Below are 17,075 nucleotides of genomic sequence, written 5' to 3'. Positions count from 1 at the left end.
ACAATCAAAACCTGACGTGTAGATGCAGGTCACACGGCGTTCAGATTCCGGTTAACAACGCCGATGCGGCTTTTTGATTGTCTTGATATAGCTTGAGCGCGTAGCTAGCCACCTGATTTTGCAACTTTCCCTTGTTCAAGTCAACAGCCGTTTGCGCATAGTCAGTGTCTTGAATACGGCTGCGGGTTTCGGCCAGATTCTGATAGCTGCTGCTCAGATTCGCCAGATTTGAATTCAAGCCTGCAGCAGTACTTGCCAAGTTACTCTGCTGATTCCCGACATTTTTAATCGCACTGTCTATGCTATCCAGCGCATTGGACGCATTTGCAGCGCTCGATACATCCAATCCCGACACACCCAGGGCGGTGCTGGATACATTACTGAGGCTTAAGCCAAGGGTATCTCCGGGATTGGGGCCGATTTGCAATTGACCGGAAAAACTGCCGTCCAACAGTTTTTGATCGTTGAACTGGGTGTTACCGGCGATACCATCAATACTTTTACCCAAGCCATTGATCTTGTTCTGAATACTTTGCCGATCAGCGGCCGACAAAGCGCCGTTTCCGGCTTGCACCGTCAGTTCACGAATGCGTTGTAGGTTGTCGGTTACCTGAGTTAATGCGCTACTGGCTGTATCCGTAAGCGACAAACCCTTGCCGATATTGCCGATTGCTTGGTTTTGCCCTCCCAAGCGACTGCTTATGGCATCGGCAATTGCCAACCCGGCAGGGTTGTCGGCGGCCGAATTGATCCGCTTCGCGGAGCTAAGGCGCTGGATGCTGGTTTGGATCAGACTTTGGGATTTATCCAGGTTGTTAGTATTGATTGACGACAACATGATGTCACCTCGCTTACTGTTTTTTGACGACCTCTTGCTTATCTAACTGAACGGTAATCAGGCTAAGCAACGATGTCTATTGAACTCCCCACTGCTTTATTGTCATCAGCCGCAGAAGTTGTGGTTATACCCGCCAAGGTTTGCGAATAGGTAGACGGTCTTACCTCGGCGTTCTGAATAGTCTTAGTTAACTGCGCGCCTGCATCTTGAAAAGCGTTGGACAGATTCAGTCTTAAGTGCGCGGCGTCAGAGTTCACCTTGGCCTTACTGGCTTGGGAATCGAGTGCCTGGGCTTTGGCTGCATATTGGTCGGCTTGAGCTTGAACGGCATCCGCCTGTTTTCTCAAGGCTTGCGCCATTTGCTCGGCTTGGTCGGCATTTCTTTTGGCCGTCAGCGCGCTCAACTGTTGAAAGCCGGATTGATTAACACTGGAAACAGTTAGGGAAGACATCGCGTTCTAAACTCCCTGAATACACCGCAGGCTGGCGGCAGGTTTCGGAATGAACATGCAGTCTCACTCCAACAGGACACCGTATTACTCCAGGTTCAGAGGAATGTCAAACACCAATTTCGGATATTGCCGGCACTCAGCGCAGCAAAGAAACCTCAGCCCGATAACGCCAACGATTGCCGACAATCTTCGCCAGCATTCGCTACCCACTCCCGCTGACAAGCAGCTCGAAACTGACTAAAATGCAGGCGATTTTTTCTGCTGAGCCGCCGGGAAACCCGGTTGCGATTAGTCCACCAACTACGCCCGCAATCCACATGAACCACGAAGTTATTGCCACTAAGGTAGAACATATCGCCATGGCGACAGGCATCATTGCCGGGCTATCAGCTGTCGCGGCGACAATAGCCACGCCGACCGGCCTAAGCGCTTTTGGCGTCTGGTTGGGGCTGGTCGATGAACCTTTGATAGTAACCGTCGCGCCTATTCTGGATAAATTAGCCACGGTATGCGGCACCATTTCCGGCATGACCTACTTTTATGCTGTCAGGAAAAAGCGGCAAACCGCCAAGCAATCTGTATCCGATCATTCCGCACCATCCGATTAGATCAAATTCGCTCAAACACCAAACCTCTGGATTGCCCCGAGGCGTTGCTTAGTACATCGTGGAAAAAAGGCCTTCTCCAATACGTTACCAAACAGTCAAAAGAGCTTGCCTGGATAAAGCCGCATAACGGGCTTTATCCAGGTCTTTACTCACCTTCTACGTCTGTGCTTACTCAGTTTATCGAGCTTGTTTGAAGCTTCTTCAAACGATTGCAGCATGTTGTCGAAGGCATTGGTATCGGCAGTAGCGCCGACGGCAGGCTGAGTGGACGGTGACCCACTCTGTTCAGTCTTGTTGGTGGTGTCTAGCGATGGCTTGAGAACTTCCGAGCTTTTGGGCTTAGGTTCAGCCGCAACGTCAGCCGTGGGATCAATATCCAGATCATAGTTCGCACTGTCGTTTTTACCGTCATTCACCAAATTACGCCGGTATTGCAGGAAGGATTCCCGGGTGAACACATAGGGGTCTAAAGCAGCCTCATTGATAAAGTTCAACGCCCCTTCGGCATTTGCCCGATCATTAATCCCCTCAAGAATACCGGTACCCGGCACGTAGGTACCTGGGTTGGCCGCTCTATCGAGGATGCCCGCGCCGCCATCGCGGATAGTGGTGGGCCCAAAAACCGGCAGCACCAAATAGGCACCTTGCCCGACTCCCCACACAGCCAAAGTTTGCCCAAAATCTTCAACATTGTTTTTTAAACCGACCTCGCTGGCGACGTCTATTAATCCACCCACGCCAATGGTGGTATTGGTTAAAAAGCGTCCGGCGTCCGAAGCGCTCTGTTGGAATTTACCCTGAAGGACATCGTTGAGCACCACGTTAATACCCTTCAAGTTGGTGAAGAAATTATTGACGCCAGTTTCCATGAAATCAGGTGTAATAAATTTATAACCATCGGAAACCGGCTTAAAAAAATATTTGTCCAGTGTCATATTAAAACCGTACATGGACCGGTTAAATCCCTCGTACGGATCAGCATGGCCCGCTTCATTAACGGAAAGCTCATCACGCTTTTCCGTACTCGCGCATCCGGGCAGCAGCAGTGCACTGGTCAATAAACACACTTCTATCAAAAGTGCCCGGTTCTTGCCTGGATGCAATTGGGTAAACATCGCTTAAAAATCCTGAAAGTAGTTTGTTTCTGGAAGCTTTAATTGTAGGGTTAAGACTTAAACCACTCCACATTAAAGAATCGATTCGCTATTATAGCTTTTGTCGTCGTCTCACATTGCCTTTTTGCAGTGTTCCATGCTCTGCCTGAAAATTCCACCGCCAAGCTTTAAATCTACACAGCGTCCTGCATATTTGGCTAGACTAAACCTTTATATCATAGCAAACCAGGCGTATGCGGGAAGAACACAAATCCGAAGACAGAAAGCTGGACATCAACCAGATCGTAAAGTGGCTGGAAGAAGACGGCATGTTATCCGCCAAGGATGTCGAAAAATGCCGGCAGTACGCAGCCGCCAAAATCAATCTCAACAAGCACCCGTTAAAGGTCTTAGCCGAGTGCGAACTCGCCGACCAAAGCCAGCTCGGCACACCGTTGACGCAAGAAGACTTAACCCAATGGCTGGCGAAAAAGCTGGCTATGCCTTACTACTATTTCGACCCGCTAAAAATCGACGTACCTACGGTCACTGCCTTGTTCAGCAAGGCTTACGCCGGCAATTATAATATTTTGCCGATCAAGATCGACGCCGATGAAATTGTGGTAGCCACCGCCGAACCCTTCATCCGTGCCTGGCAACTCGACCTGGCGAAGATGCACCACGGCAAGATTCGCTGCGTGTTTGCCAATCCGGACGAGATCAAACGCTATCTGGACGAGTTTTATAACTTTTCCAAATCGCTGAAAGGCGCGCAAACCCACAATGATGGCCGCACTGCGGAAGGCCAGAACTTCGAACAGTTGGTCGAGCTGAGTAAAAGCGCCGATTTGGACGTGAACAATCAGCATGTGGTGAATTTGGTCAACTGGTTGCTGCAATATGCCTTCGACCAGCGCGCCAGCGATATTCACATCGAACCGCGCCGTCAGCAAGGCAATGTGCGATTCAGGATCGACGGCATTCTGCACAAGGTTTATCAACTACCGATGCCGATTATGAATGCGGTCTTAAGCCGCTTGAAGATTCTAGGCCGGATGAATATCGCCGAGAAACGCCTGCCGCAAGACGGCCGGATCAAGACCCAAAATAGCAACGGCAAAGAGATAGAACTAAGACTTTCCACCATGCCGACTGCGTTTGGCGAGAAGCTGGTGATGCGAATTTTCGACCCGGAAGTGCTGCTGCGCGATTACGAGCAGTTGGGCTTTAATAAACAGGAGCTGGGGATTTGGAACCGGATGACCAGCCAGACCCACGGCATTATTCTGGTGACAGGCCCGACTGGGTCCGGCAAAACCACTACCTTATATTCCACGCTGAAGCGTTTGGCCACCTCGGAAATCAATCTATGCACCGTGGAAGACCCCATCGAGCAAATAGAGCCGGCTTTCAATCAAATGCAGACTCAAGCCAATATCGGCTTGGATTTCGCCAGTGGGATTCGCACCCTACTTCGGCAAGATCCCGACATTATTATGGTCGGGGAGATACGCGATTTGGAGACGGCGGAAATGGCCGTGCAAGCTTCGCTGACCGGACATTTAGTGATTTCCACCCTCCATACCAATAGTGCACCGGCTGCGGTGACACGTTTGTTAAATCTTGGCTTGCCAGGCTATCTGATTCAGCAAACCATTTTGGGGGTAATGGCGCAACGCTTGATAAGGGTGCTATGTGGGCAATGCAAAACCGCGACAACCGTAGACCAAGCACAGTGGCAGGCATTGGTGGCGCCGTTTAAAGTCGCTACCCCTAAACACATTTATAAAGCTGTTGGTTGCAAGACCTGCCGCAATACCGGCTTTGCCGGCCGTATCGGCATCTACGAAATTTTCGAAAACCAGCCGACCCTGCAAAAATTGATCGTGGAAGGCTGCGACACACTGTTGCTGCAACGCCAAGCGATCAGAGAAGGTATGCGCCCGTTGCGACTAAGTGGCGCGGAAAAAGTTGCCGCCGGCATTACCACCATTGAGGAAGTGTTGCGGGTGGCGCCGGAGCGGATAGATTTTTAAATCTGTCGACCAAATGCAAATTTATTGATCGCCTAGATTAGGATAAAGCCGAGAAGAGACAGCAGACTCCGGAAAAACCCGGCCTAAGCCGATGCCTTATTTCCCTGCTAAAACGATATAGGCCAATATAACCGCCCTATAGTAAGCCAGCTTAATCCTGGCGCTTTTTCCGATTTGCGTTGATGTTGCTCGCAACAGTCGTTGAAGCAAATAGTGCCGATGAAAGAATAAATTCGCCTGACATAAAACCGATCACGCCGGTGATAAAAGCCAAACCGTTCAAAACATCTTTTTGTAAGTCATTCATTTTTGTTACTCCGTAATAAACACGCTTACACTATAAGATAGATATAATTTATCAACAATACCCTCTAATACATATTGTTTGTTTTACGAAAAGAAACAATAGCCAGGTTATCCTGCTAAAACAAGCAATGGCAATGCACTTTAGTGAATCAGGAACGCTGAGGTTCCTGAATGCAATATCTCAAATTACTGAACGGTTTTGCCTTTAATACTCGGCATCATGGAAAACGTTTTGCACGTCATCCAGGTCGTTCAACATATCCAAAAACTTTTCGAACATCACCACATCGTCGCCGCTGATAGGGGACACACTTCTTGGTATAAACTGAATTTCATCCACTTCAAAATCGATCTCGCCCAACAAATCCGTCAAGGCCTGCTTGGCTTTCGCATAGTCGGCATGGGGGGTAAACACGGTCAACTTGCCGTCCTCGTTTTCGATGTCGGACACATCCACATCCGCACTGAGCAGGGCTTCCAACACGGCATCTTCGTCGTTGTGTTTAAACGCCAGGATTGCCGAATGATCGAACATATGGCTGACAGCGCCTTGCGTACCGATCTTACATTTAGTTTTGGTAAAACACAGCCGCACATCACCAAACGTGCGATTGGGATTATCGGTCAAGCAATCGACGATCACCATGCAGCCACCAGGTCCAAAGCCTTCATAGCGGGCAGGCGCAAAATCTTCCCCGCCGCCGCCCTTGGCTTTATCAATAGCTTTTTCGATGACGTGAGTAGGCACTTGGTCTTTTTTGGCTCTATCGATCAACCCCCGCAAAGTCAAGTTGCCGGATGGATCGATACCGCCGGATTTGGCGGCCATATAGATTTCCCGACCATATTTGCTGTAAACCTTGGCCTTGGCGTCAGCCGTCTTGGCCATGGACACTTTACGGTTTTGATACGCTCTACCCATTCGACTTTTGCTCCCCGGATCGCTTGGCAAAAAAACCGCGATTCTACAGATAAGTATTTGCTGTGGGAATTTTTTGACCGGCTTATGCCAGGTCCGACTCTAGGAATGATGGTTAGACTCGCCGCAAAACCAAAATCAAAGAAGCCAGCATTACGGAAGCTCTAATCACATCCGCCGGCGGGCTAAACTTGTTCAACCCCCTGAGGGTAACAAGCGTTCAAAGCTATCTAACGGTAAGGGTTTACTGTAGAGATAGCCTTGAAATGTATGGCAGCCATGGTTTTCCAGAAAACTACGTTGCTCTTCGGTTTCCACCCCTTCAGCTATCACGTCCAACCCCAAATTATTGGCCATTGCAATAATCGTTTGGACGATCACGGTATCGTCTGGATCGATAGAAATATCTCTTACAAAGCTTTGATCAATCTTCAATTGATCGATAGGCAGTTTTCTAAGATTAGATAACGAGGAATTCCCGGTACCGAAATCATCCATTGAAAAACGCACGCCAATTTCCCTTAACGCATGCATTTTGCGGATGGTCTCATCAATATCGTCGAGCACCAGACTTTCAGTTAACTCCAACTTCAAGCGATTGGGATTGATATCGCTCTCTCGAATGATTTGCCGCACCACGTCGACGAAATCAGTTTGCCTAAACTGCCGCGCACTGACATTTGCAGCCAGTTGCAAATGTTGAGTATGTGTGCTGCTTTCCCAAATCTTCAGTTGTCGGCAAACTGTTTCCAGTACCCAACGCCCTATCGGCACAATCAGACCAATATCCTCGGCCAAAGGTATAAACTCAGCCGGTGAAATCAAGCCGCGTTCGGGATGTTGAAAACGGATTAAGACTTCAGCACCGATAATATCCAAACCCTGCGAGACTTGCGGCTGATAATACAGTTGGAATTGCTTATTCGCTAAAGCACCGTGTAAATCCGCCTCCAATTTGACCCGCGCATTGATACTGGCCTGCATCGCAGGGTCGAAGAAACGTATGGTATTCCGCCCGGCTTTTTTGGCCTGGTACATGGCAATATCGGCTTGTTTCAGCAAGCTCTCGATGTCCGAATCATGGTCGTTGAATAACACGGCGCCGATACTGGGCGAATTGCGATATTCGTGGTCGGCAAGCCGGTAGGTTTGCGTCAAGGCAGTAAGGATTTTATTCGCTATTACTTCGGTCTGTGCACCGGCATCCAGCATTTCATCGCTCAGATCCGTCAACATCACCACAAATTCGTCCCCGCCCAGTCGCGAAACCGTGTCGCCTTCGCGCACGCAGGCCACCAAACGTTGTGCCACCAATTGCAACAATAGATCGCCCATGTCGTGACCGAGGGTGTCGTTTAAGGTTTTGAAATTGTCCAAATCGATAAACAGGATGGCCCCCTCCCGCCCGCTACGCGCACTGGCAATCAGCGCTCGTTTCAAACGATCTTGCAGTAATCGGCGATTCGGCAAACCGGTCAACGGGTCATAAAACGCCAAGCGCTCAATTTCCTCGGCAGCGGCTTTAATCGAGGTAATATCTACAAACGTGGCCACATAATTTTTAATGCAACCCGTCGGGTCTTTCACCGTACTGACGGCCAAATGCATGGGAAACACCGCACCGTCCTTGCGTTTACTAGAAATCTCACCTTCCCAGACCCCTGAGTTATTGACCCTTTCCCACATCTCCTCGTAATAGACCAGACCCTGCAAATCCAATTCCAATACCCGCGGATTCTTGCCTACTACTTCCTCGCTGAGGTAACCGGTAATACGGGTAAACGCCTGGTTTACCCGCAGTATCAAGCGATTCTCGTCCAAAACCACGATGCCTTCCTGCGACTCGAAAGCGGTAGCGGCAATCCGCAGCTCAGCGTCCAATAACTGCTGCTGTCTCAGCGCGTGCTCCAACCGGCTTTTTTGTGCCAGGCCCTCAGGCAAGGTCATCGCCAACATCCCGGCAATGTCAATTTGCACACGCGACCAAGGCTCGCTGCGACCCCGCCATAATTCCGTCCACATTTCAAATGACTTACGCGGTGTCAGTTGGTAGTTTCCGCTTTTGTCCATCACCAAGCCTTTCTCGGCCTTGCCCGCCCAGCTTACGGTGCGCGGCTTTTCCTGTCTGAACCAAACTATGACATTGCGCATATCGCCGGGCAGCGGTGTGGTCAATATCCCTGAGGCTATTTCCTGGTATTTTTCTGCCGGTACAAAATCATTGGCAAGATGATCAGAACTAAATATCTGGCCGCTGGCTTGTTGGCCCAGCCAGAGCAATAATGCCCCTAGATCTGCAGGCTTCAACACCTCGCCGTAAACATGCCGCTTACCTTCCACCACAGCTAATATCCCGGTTGCATCCAGCAACGCCATCAATGGCGGTAGTAACCTTTGCAGGACCCGTTGCTCGTGATCGGTAAAAATATAATTCAGCAACTCACCGATCACATGGTTAGCGCTGGCAACGCAGTCGTACTGCTCCAAGGCCTCAATCGAGGATAATTTCGACGACACCATCCGGCTTATAAACGTCACCGCTTCGCGTTGGGCAATCGACACACGTTTTGCCGTGAAGTGATGACAAGCTATCAATCCCCACAATCGGCCGTTTTGCAGCAAAGAAATCACCATCGACCCCTGCACACCGATATTGCGCAAATACTGGATATGTATCGGCGACAGGCAACGCAACGCCGAGTAACTCATATCCAACGGCCGCTCGGTTACGGGATTGAGGCCAGGTAAAATGGGCACCGGCTCGGCATCAATATCGGCAACCAAGCGTACCAGATTACTCGTGTAAAGCCGCCGCGCTTGTGGCGGAATGTCACTGGCCGGAAAGTGCAACCCAAGGTAGGATGGCGCATGATCCACGCTATTTTGGCTGATCACTTGACCGTTCCAATTAGAGTCAAACCGATAGATCATCACGCTATCGTAGCCGCTCATCCGCCGCACCAACAGCGCGACATCATCGAAATAGCGCGAGAAATCGCTATTCGCGTCGTATCGCAGTAATGACTCCTGCATTTCCATCAGCAATTCTGACAATCGCCCTTCCTGGTCGGCGTCGTGATCAGGCACAAGCTCCAACACAAATAGCCCGTCACTGACATAAGCGTGGGCCTGTAGCTCAAGAGAGCCGCGGCGTTGAGGAATGCTGAGTTTCCCGGCGGCCGTATTTTTACGCTGCGCCGATTGAAACATTTGCTCGATTTGTCCGGTAATTTTTTCGCCGACCAGTTCCTGAAGCGGTTTGCGGCACACCTCGCCGGTCACTTCGCTGAAAAATTCGCTAACGTTGGCACTGGCCTGCAATACCGTGTAAGGCCGATCAGCGCTCAAAACCAACAAGGCGCCATGCGGCTGAATCTGCCCGATTTGGTGAATGGGTTCTGCCGCGCACTTTTCCAGGGCCTGTTGCAACGCCTGTTGATCAATATCATCCATTAGACCGGGCGGAGAACGTGTAACTTACGAATAGGCATAATCATCCAACACCTGAATAAAAAATTGAAAAGTTTGGCAGGCCGCGTGCTCGGCAGCCGAACGCTGGTCATCGTCACCGGCAAGGTTTTCCGCAAACCGCAGAAAATCTTGCCACATAGGCCCGGTGTTCTGACCATAACCGCGGAAAAAGCAAGCGCCGGCTTCGCCATTTAAACCGTGGTAGGCCTCAAGGCTACGCGAAATAAGCTGTCCACCCAACATCGATCCCTCTATCACGTATAAAACCCCGGTATATTCACCCATGCTGGCTACCTGCGGTGCCGGCAGATTTTGCGCCATGTTGCATTCCTTAAGCGGGTCTATCCCCAAAAACGCCAAATCGCGGCAAATCCAAGGCAGCTTAAGGCGTTGAGAATAGTCGAATTGACAGTCTTGAGAAGACTGAAAGGCAATTAACCGCTGTTCCAAAGCCTGATAGAGATGGTAGTAAGCGGACAGCAGCTTTCGGTATTTAGCCAGCGAATAGTCTGGTTGGGTGATTCCGACCAGCAAACTGTGCTGATTTAAGCGGTTGTGATAGTCATTGCTTGCGCCTTTTAACGCCTCGCGGACTGCCAGCCGGGAATTGTGCGGATGTGTATCGGACGATTTCATTCGGAGCCCCGGCAAAGCCAATTTAGAAAAAAATGGCAGTAAACAGGAATATACCAACAATTCCGCGAAAGGCCAGGTGCATGCCTGATAGCCGGAGCGGCTACATTGACAGGCTGGGTTAGCACTTGGGCAAACGCCGACTCCAGGCCATAAACTCGTCTATCGGCACCGGCTTGCTGAACAAAAACCCCTGACAGGCGTGGCAGCCGTGCTGTTCCAGAAACAAGCGCTGCGCTTCGGTTTCGACGCCTTCGGCAATGACTTCTATCCCCAGATTATGGGCCATGCCGATGATGGTTTGCACGATCACCGCATCACTGGTTTTGATACCGATGTTATGCACAAAGGAACGGTCAATTTTTAACTGGTCGAACGGCAACTGCGTCAGATAGGAAAACGACGAGTATCCGGTCCCGAAGTCGTCCAACGAAAAGCGCACGCCCATCTCTCGGAGCGCGTGCATTTTAGAGATGGTGTCGTTGATATTCTCAAGGACCAGACTTTCGGTCAGTTCCAGTTCCAGCAAGTCCGGGTTAACGCCATGGCTATCCAGCGTCCGCCGCACCTGCTCGACAAAATCCGCCGCTCTAAACTGGCGCGCACTGACATTAACGGCTAGCCGAAATTGCCGCGAACGCGCATGCTGCTCCCACTGCTTCAGTTGCGTGCAAGCGGCTTCCAACACGCATTGGCCAATCGGCAAAATCAAACTAGTTTTTTCCGCCAAGGCAATAAACTCCAACGGCGACACCAAGCCGCGTTGCGGATGCTGCCAACGCAACAGCGCCTCGGCGCCCACTACTTGGTGGTTTCGGTAGATCTGCGCTTGAAAATACAGCTTGAACTGATTTTGAGACAGCGCAAGGCGCAGATCTTTTTCCAACTCGGCTCGGGCAGTCGCCAGCGCCTGCATGCTCGGGTCGAAGAAACGCACAGCATTACGCCCGGCCATTTTGGCTTGATACATAGCAAGATCGGCGTGCCGGAGTAGGTCCTCCGCAAGCTCGTGATCACGGTACAAGCGAATGCCGATACTGGCCGAACAATGGAACTCATAGCCGTTTATGTCATAAGGATGAGCCAACGCATCCAGCAATTTTTCGCCGACTTGCTTGGTTTGCATGGCGGCAAGCTCGACATCGGCGCTCAAATCTGAGAGCAACACCAAAAACTCATCCCCACCCAGACGGCCGACGATGTCGCATTCGCGCACGCTAGTACGTAAACGCCGCGCCACCTCTATCAATAATTGGTCACCGGCCTCATGGCCGCGCGTGTCGTTAAGCGTCTTGAAGTTATCCAGGTCCAAGAACAGGATGGCGCCATACAAGCCGTTGCGGGCGCCGGCAACCAACTCCTGGCCCAAGCGGTCTTGCAGCAAACGCCGGTTAGGCAAATGGGTTAAAGGATCGTAATAGGCCAAACGGTGGATTTCCGCCACCGCGTCCTTGTTCTCGGTAATATCCGAAAATGTACCGACGTAATGAGTAATGCGGCCATCGGGCGCGACTACGGCGGCAATGGTCAGCCATTGCGCAACAATCAGGCCATTCTTATGCCGATTCCAGATTTCACCTTGCCAGTGGCCGGTTTCCTGTAATGAAGTCCACATGGCGGTAAAAAACCCCTTGTCGTGCCGACCGGAGTTGAGCATCTGCGGCGTTTGCCCCATTACTTCTTGCGCTTCGTAGCCGGTCAGCGCGGTAAAAGCTCGATTCACCCGCAGGATTATCGCGTCCGGGGAGGTGACGATCATCGCCGCCTGCGATTCGAAGGCGATGGCGCTGATACGCAGCATTTCTTCCGCCTGTTTACGCTCGCTGATGTCCCGAATAATCGCAATACCGCCAACAATCTTGCCGGCGCCGTCGCGGGACGGCGCGCAGCTCATGTCTATCACTATGCCGGCGGCATCCGGCGCCGGCCTGAAATTGCCTTCATAACTCACCTTTTCACCGTTCAACGCCTGATGCAAAGCGGCAAGTATTGAACCGTCGTTAAAACCCTTAATATCCAATCCGACCACGTTATCGACGGTATTCTGCAAAATAGCGGCAAACGGTTCGTTGCAGTAAGTGACGATCAGGTCGGTGTCGTAATGAAAAATTCCGATGGGCGAATGTTTCAGCAACAAGCGATAGCGCTGCTCGCTGATACGCATGGCCTCTTCTCTTTCCGCCGCGTCGAGATGCAAGACAATATTCTCGGTGATGCTTCGATTGATACGACGCAAGCTGATCACCATGAAGCACAGGTATAAAAACCCTGCCACGCTCATCGCCACAAACAACCCATTGCCGGACATGAACAAGCGGACAATGATGGGCAGCAGCGAGCTCAAAGAAAATAGCACCGCACTAAGCAGATCGGCGGAAAAAGCCACCACGCCGCCGGCGGACAAGCCTGCCAGCATGAAAACCAAAAAGAGTTGGTGCTGCGAACTGTTGGCCGGGAACATCAGAAAACCGGCCGCTCCCCACACCAAGCCCACGGCCAGCACCCCAATCCGAAACCTTTTCATCCAGAACCGAGTGCTTTCGCCCACTTCCGGCGCGGCGGACCGATAAGCCTTGACCAGCAAAGTGCGGGAAACCGCCACCAACACAATCAGCGTCAACCAACTGAGCACCACATGAGCCGCAATCATGTCGCGCTGCATATAAGCCAAAATAGCCGCCAGTAGCGTACTGCTGATCAATGACACATTGCTTGCTGCAAACAGTTGTCGAAGCTGTGCCGCTTGAATTGCTGCTTGTTTGTTCGGGTTACTGATCACGTATGATTTAGCGGCCGGCTACTAACTAACGACTGAAGTGGGTTTGAAACGACTAGCGAAGCATTCTGGATTGTACGCTAACCGGACTAACAGGCAATGCTGTTTTTGGCTGGCTGCTTTAACCGCGACCTAGTCACCGCCCTTACAATTTTGGTTTTATGATGCCCTACCCCCGACCCTTTCCCGGAAAGTGCGGGAACCCATATTCCGAAATTTGCAATGCCAAAGATAAAGCAGCAATTGCAGCGCCAGGCGCCGGAGCATAGTCTATCGCGCCGTTGGAAAATGACCGGCAGTGATTGAATACGTTGCCCTTTGCCGCTAGAAAGAAGCAATTTACATCATCAACTATTTCACCCGGACTATTGAAACTTCCTAAACCACACCCAACTGTTAAAGAAACTTTGCAGCGATTTTGCAGTCTTTGCCCATGCCGGCGTTTAGCCGGGTTATATCTTCACGATAGGAGTTATTGAATGAATTCACAGGAACGCAACCAGCTCAGCCAGTTTCTGAATCAACTGAACGAAGTAAAGCTCACGCAAAAAGACGCCGAGGCCGAAGCGTTGATTAGAGATGCGGTGGCCAAACAACCCGATGCCGCTTATCTGCTGGTGCAACGCGCCTTGTTGCAGGATCAAGCTTTGACTGCGGCTAAAGCACAAATCGCCGAGTTGCAAAATCAATTGCAAGCCGGTGCAAACCCACAACGTAGCGGGTTCCTGGGCAACGATCCGTGGGCTCAACCTGCCAACAATAGCGGAGCGGTGCCCGGTGCCGGTAATTATCAAATGCCGCGCGGCGCCGCTCCCGCGCAAGCGCCCGGCTTCTTCGGTGGTGGCTCCGGCGGTAGTTTTTTAGGTAATGTCGCAACCACGGCAGCGGGCGTCGTCGCCGGTTCGTTTTTGTTCCAAGGCATCGAAAGTCTGATGGGTCATCACGGCTCCAGCGCCTGGGGCCAGCAAGCAATGGGCGAACACAGCGGCGTACAGGAACAAACAGTAGTTAACAACTATTACGGCGACGATGCCATCCAGCAAGCCAACTTGGATAATAGTGACGATTTTTCACTTAGCGACGCAGACTACAGCGTGCCGGACGACAGCGACGATTCCGACTGGATTTGATTCACCTTGAGTTCTCCCTCTTTGGGCAGTCTTTGCACTGCCCTTTTTTTTGACTTTTCTCTGTGTGGGACCCTGGCACCACTGGGCACAAGCCGAGGTGTTTGCGGCTTGCCACCAGCCTGGTATTAACCCGACGCAGAAATACCGTTCCCCCCATCGAAGAACACAGCGGCCACTGCTTTGACGGGCTCAGCCCAAACAGCATACCCGTGACAACTAGGACCGGGTTAATAAGTTGACGATGAAAGGCATTTTTGAGCAAGGCAGCCAACTTGACCCAAGTTCGGCCAAATTGGGTACCTTGCAAGCCAAGCTCAGCGTTTATCAAATCGATCTAGTTCCATCACTTTGGCCCAGGCATAGGCAAAATCCTGCACGAACTTTTCCTTGCCATCCGCCGAGGCATAGACTTCCGCCACCGCCCGTAGCTCGGAGTGGGAACCGAAGATCAAATCCACTGGTGTAGCAGTCCATTTAACTTGATCGCTGGCCCGGTCCCGTCCTTCGTAAATGCCTTCGCTAGCTGACTTGGTCCATTTCGTGGACATATCGAGCAGATTAACGAAGAAATCGTTGCTGAGCGTGCCCGGACGACTGGTGAACACCCCGTGTTTGGCATGGCCGGCGTTCGCATCCAAAGCCCGCATGCCGCCCACCAGCACCGTCATTTCCGGCACGCTCAAGGTCAGAAAATTCGCGCGTTCGACCAGCATTTCCGCCGGAGAATGCGCATTATCTTTGCCAAAGTAATTTCGGAAACCGTCAGCTTTGGGCTCCAACACCGCGACAGAATTGACGTCGGTTTGCTCTTGCGCCGCATCCATCCGCCCCGGTTTGAACGGCACTTGCACCTTATAACCGGCTTTTTTGGCCGCCTCCTCCACCGCTGCCGAACCGCCCAGCACGATCACATCGGCCAGCGACACTTTTTTACCGCCTTTCAAGGAGCGGTTGAATTCGGTTTGCACAGCTTCCAGTTTTACCAGCACTTTGGCCAGTTCGGCGGGATCATTGACCTCCCAGTCTTTTTGCGGCGCTAACCGAATCCGCGCACCATTGGCGCCGCCGCGCATATCGGTGCCGCGAAACGTGACTGCGGACGCCCAGGCCGTTTTCACCAACTCGGGAATCGTAAGATCCGCGGCCAAGATGGCTGATTTCAACTTGCCGGCATCCTTGGCGTCAATCAGTTTATGATCGGCTTTCGGAATCGGATCCTGCCAGATGAAGTCTTCGGCTGGCACTTCCGCACCGACATAGCGGGCTTTGGGCCCCATGTCGCGGTGGGTCAGCTTGAACCAGGCCTTGGCGAAGGCCGCCTCGAATTCTTTTGGATTATCCAAAAAGCGTTTGGAAATTTTTTGGTAATCCGGGTCCATTTTCAAGGCAATATCGGTGGTAAACATGATCGGCGGGTGGCGTTTGCTCTGGTCGTGCGCATCCGGTACAAAGTTGTCGCCTTTGCCGTCTTTAGGTATCCATTGCGTGGCACCGGCCGGGCTTTTGCTTTGTTGCCACTCGAAGGTGTATAGCCAGGTCAGATAGTCGTGGGTCCAGCGGGTGGGGTTGGTCGACCAAGCGCCTTCCAGGCCGCTACTGACGGTATCGACGCCGTTGCCGGCACCGCATTTATTCGCCCAGCCTAAGCCTTGCTCTTCAATGCCGGCAGCGGCCGGTTCTTTGCCCACGCATTCGTCGGGTTTATGCGCACCGTGCGCCTTGCCGAAGGTATGGCCGCCGGCGATCAGCGCCACGGTTTCCTCGTCGTTCATCGCCATCCGGCCGAATGCTTCGCGGATATGTTTGGCGGCTGCCAATGGGTCAGGATTACCGCCAGGGCCTTCGGGGTTGACGTAAATCAAGCCCATTTGCACCGCCGCCAAGGGCTTCGCCAACTCACCTTTACCGTCGTGGCGCTCATCGGCCAGAAATTTCTTTTCCGTGCCCCAATTGACCACTTCAGCTTCCCAATCATCGGCGCGGCCACCGGCAAACCCCAGAGTTTTGAAGCCCATATCTTCCAAGGCCACATTACCTGCCAGCACCATCAGGTCAGCCCAGGATAGTTTGGCGCCGTACTTTTGTTTGACCGGCCACAACAGGCGGCGGGCTTTATCCAGATTGACATTGTCCGGCCAGCTGTTGAGCGGCTCGAAGCGTTGCTGACCGCCGGACGCGCCGCCGCGGCCATCGAAAATCCGATAGACGCCGGCACTATGCCAGGCCATGCGAATGAAAAACGGCCCGTAGTTGCCGTAATCCGCCGGCCACCAAGGTTGGGAGGTGTGCAGCACGCCGGCGATGTCTGCTTTCACGGTTTTCAAGTCCAGGGTTTTGAATTGCTCGGCATAATTGAAGGCTTTGCCCAAGGGGTTGGATTCGGCGGCGTTCTGGCGCAACGGTTGCAGATTCAGTTGCTCCGGCCACCAGAAGCTGTTCATGGTCGGTTCCGGCTCGGCCTGCACCGGTGTGGCGATCAATGCCGCTGATATGGCTAGTGCCAATGTGGAAGCCAGGAAAATTTGTTTGCTTGTCATGGTGCACCTCTGTTCCTTGTTGTGATTTAAGATAAAAACCAGCCGTTGTTTTTTCGTTTTAAAGACCGCATGGGATTAACTGTAGCGGCATTTAGTTGCATCGGCACCCTATTCCTTCAGAGAAAACGGGTTCGGTGGACATATTCAACTGGAGATTGCCCGCAAACTGAAATTGATTTATTCGATGGACCGATAGGCCAAGTCAATAATAGGCGCTTCCGAGCGGGTATGATTCTGGCAGAATGCGATTTCGGAACACTTAACTCAACAGCGGA

Annotated in this window: 12 protein-coding genes; 3 read left to right on the top strand and 9 right to left on the bottom strand. The window is 51.8% G+C overall.

Annotated elements, in window-relative coordinates:
* Positions 1-40 precede the first annotated feature (40 nt).
* Positions 41-838 carry a flagellin gene (locus ACMXD4_RS08255; protein WP_415880446.1) on the bottom strand — a complete coding sequence of 266 codons (798 nt, stop codon included), beginning with the start codon at positions 836-838 and terminating at the stop codon, positions 41-43.
* A 62-nt stretch (positions 839-900) separates the two neighbouring features.
* Entirely contained in the window at positions 901-1,290 is a 390-nt protein-coding gene (locus ACMXD4_RS08250) for a hypothetical protein (protein ID WP_415880445.1), read from the bottom strand.
* Positions 1,291-1,607: 317 nt separating this feature from the next.
* Here ACMXD4_RS08250 and ACMXD4_RS08245 point away from each other — a divergent pair, with 317 nt between their 5' ends.
* Positions 1,608-1,898 carry a hypothetical protein gene (locus tag ACMXD4_RS08245; RefSeq protein ID WP_415880444.1) on the top strand — a complete coding sequence of 97 codons (291 nt, stop codon included), beginning with the start codon at positions 1,608-1,610 and terminating at the stop codon, positions 1,896-1,898.
* 149 nt (positions 1,899-2,047) lie between these two features.
* On the opposite strand, the gene ACMXD4_RS08240 is transcribed toward ACMXD4_RS08245, so the two are convergent.
* A complete protein-coding gene (locus ACMXD4_RS08240) occupies positions 2,048-3,013 on the bottom strand; it encodes a VacJ family lipoprotein (RefSeq protein WP_415880443.1) in 966 nt (321 codons plus the stop codon).
* Positions 3,014-3,246: 233 nt separating this feature from the next.
* Here ACMXD4_RS08240 and ACMXD4_RS08235 point away from each other — a divergent pair, with 233 nt between their 5' ends.
* On the top strand, positions 3,247-5,028 hold the full coding sequence (locus ACMXD4_RS08235) for a GspE/PulE family protein (RefSeq protein WP_415880442.1): 1,782 nt from the start codon (positions 3,247-3,249) through the stop codon (positions 5,026-5,028).
* Between the two features lie 151 nt (positions 5,029-5,179).
* Here the strand turns inward: ACMXD4_RS08235 and ACMXD4_RS08230 are convergent, their stop codons facing one another.
* The 5 genes from ACMXD4_RS08230 to ACMXD4_RS08210 all read right to left on the bottom strand — a co-directional run bounded on the left by ACMXD4_RS08230 (position 5,180) and on the right by ACMXD4_RS08210 (position 13,064).
* Positions 5,180-5,335 (bottom strand): hypothetical protein, encoded by a 156-nt coding sequence (locus ACMXD4_RS08230; protein ID WP_415880441.1) that lies wholly within the window; start codon positions 5,333-5,335, stop codon positions 5,180-5,182.
* 204 nt (positions 5,336-5,539) lie between these two features.
* Complete coding sequence (locus tag ACMXD4_RS08225; protein WP_205450703.1) at positions 5,540-6,256, bottom strand: YebC/PmpR family DNA-binding transcriptional regulator; 717 nt, start codon at positions 6,254-6,256, stop codon at positions 5,540-5,542.
* Between the two features lie 192 nt (positions 6,257-6,448).
* Entirely contained in the window at positions 6,449-9,706 is a 3,258-nt protein-coding gene (locus ACMXD4_RS08220) for an EAL domain-containing protein (RefSeq protein WP_415880440.1), read from the bottom strand.
* A gap of 24 nt (positions 9,707-9,730) precedes the next feature.
* Positions 9,731-10,360, bottom strand: coding sequence for a biliverdin-producing heme oxygenase (locus ACMXD4_RS08215; RefSeq protein ID WP_171695889.1), 630 nt, complete (start codon positions 10,358-10,360; stop codon positions 9,731-9,733).
* 118 nt (positions 10,361-10,478) lie between these two features.
* Entirely contained in the window at positions 10,479-13,064 is a 2,586-nt protein-coding gene (locus ACMXD4_RS08210) for an EAL domain-containing protein (protein WP_415880439.1), read from the bottom strand.
* Between the two features lie 548 nt (positions 13,065-13,612).
* Here ACMXD4_RS08210 and ACMXD4_RS08205 point away from each other — a divergent pair.
* Positions 13,613-14,263 carry a DUF2076 domain-containing protein gene (locus ACMXD4_RS08205; protein ID WP_415880438.1) on the top strand — a complete coding sequence of 217 codons (651 nt, stop codon included), beginning with the start codon at positions 13,613-13,615 and terminating at the stop codon, positions 14,261-14,263.
* Between the two features lie 314 nt (positions 14,264-14,577).
* Here the strand turns inward: ACMXD4_RS08205 and katG are convergent, their stop codons facing one another.
* Positions 14,578-16,800: a catalase/peroxidase HPI gene (gene katG / locus ACMXD4_RS08200; protein WP_415880437.1), complete on the bottom strand. Its 2,223-nt coding sequence runs from the start codon at positions 16,798-16,800 to the stop codon at positions 14,578-14,580.
* Between the last annotated feature and the right edge of the window lie 275 nt (positions 16,801-17,075).

It is taken from the genome of Methylomonas sp. TEB (genome assembly GCF_047777895.1).
GTDB lineage: Bacteria > Pseudomonadota > Gammaproteobacteria > Methylococcales > Methylomonadaceae > Methylomonas.
This window is presented reverse-complemented; position numbering and strand designations above follow the sequence as displayed.

Excerpts from the sequence above, each read along its gene's own strand:
- ACMXD4_RS08255 (WP_415880446.1), bottom strand. The coding sequence starts at position 838 with ATGTTGTCGTCAATCAATACTAACAACCTGGATAAATCCCAAAGTCTG.
- ACMXD4_RS08215 (WP_171695889.1), bottom strand. The coding sequence starts at position 10,360 with ATGAAATCGTCCGATACACATCCGCACAATTCCCGGCTGGCAGTCCGC.
- ACMXD4_RS08235 (WP_415880442.1), top strand. The coding sequence starts at position 3,247 with ATGCGGGAAGAACACAAATCCGAAGACAGAAAGCTGGACATCAACCAG.
- katG (WP_415880437.1), bottom strand. The coding sequence starts at position 16,800 with ATGACAAGCAAACAAATTTTCCTGGCTTCCACATTGGCACTAGCCATA.
- ACMXD4_RS08220 (WP_415880440.1), bottom strand. The coding sequence starts at position 9,706 with ATGGATGATATTGATCAACAGGCGTTGCAACAGGCCCTGGAAAAGTGC.
- ACMXD4_RS08245 (WP_415880444.1), top strand. The coding sequence starts at position 1,608 with ATGAACCACGAAGTTATTGCCACTAAGGTAGAACATATCGCCATGGCG.
- ACMXD4_RS08225 (WP_205450703.1), bottom strand. The coding sequence starts at position 6,256 with ATGGGTAGAGCGTATCAAAACCGTAAAGTGTCCATGGCCAAGACGGCT.
- ACMXD4_RS08205 (WP_415880438.1), top strand. The coding sequence starts at position 13,613 with ATGAATTCACAGGAACGCAACCAGCTCAGCCAGTTTCTGAATCAACTG.
- ACMXD4_RS08250 (WP_415880445.1), bottom strand. The coding sequence starts at position 1,290 with ATGTCTTCCCTAACTGTTTCCAGTGTTAATCAATCCGGCTTTCAACAG.
- ACMXD4_RS08230 (WP_415880441.1), bottom strand. The coding sequence starts at position 5,335 with ATGAATGACTTACAAAAAGATGTTTTGAACGGTTTGGCTTTTATCACC.
- ACMXD4_RS08240 (WP_415880443.1), bottom strand. The coding sequence starts at position 3,013 with ATGTTTACCCAATTGCATCCAGGCAAGAACCGGGCACTTTTGATAGAA.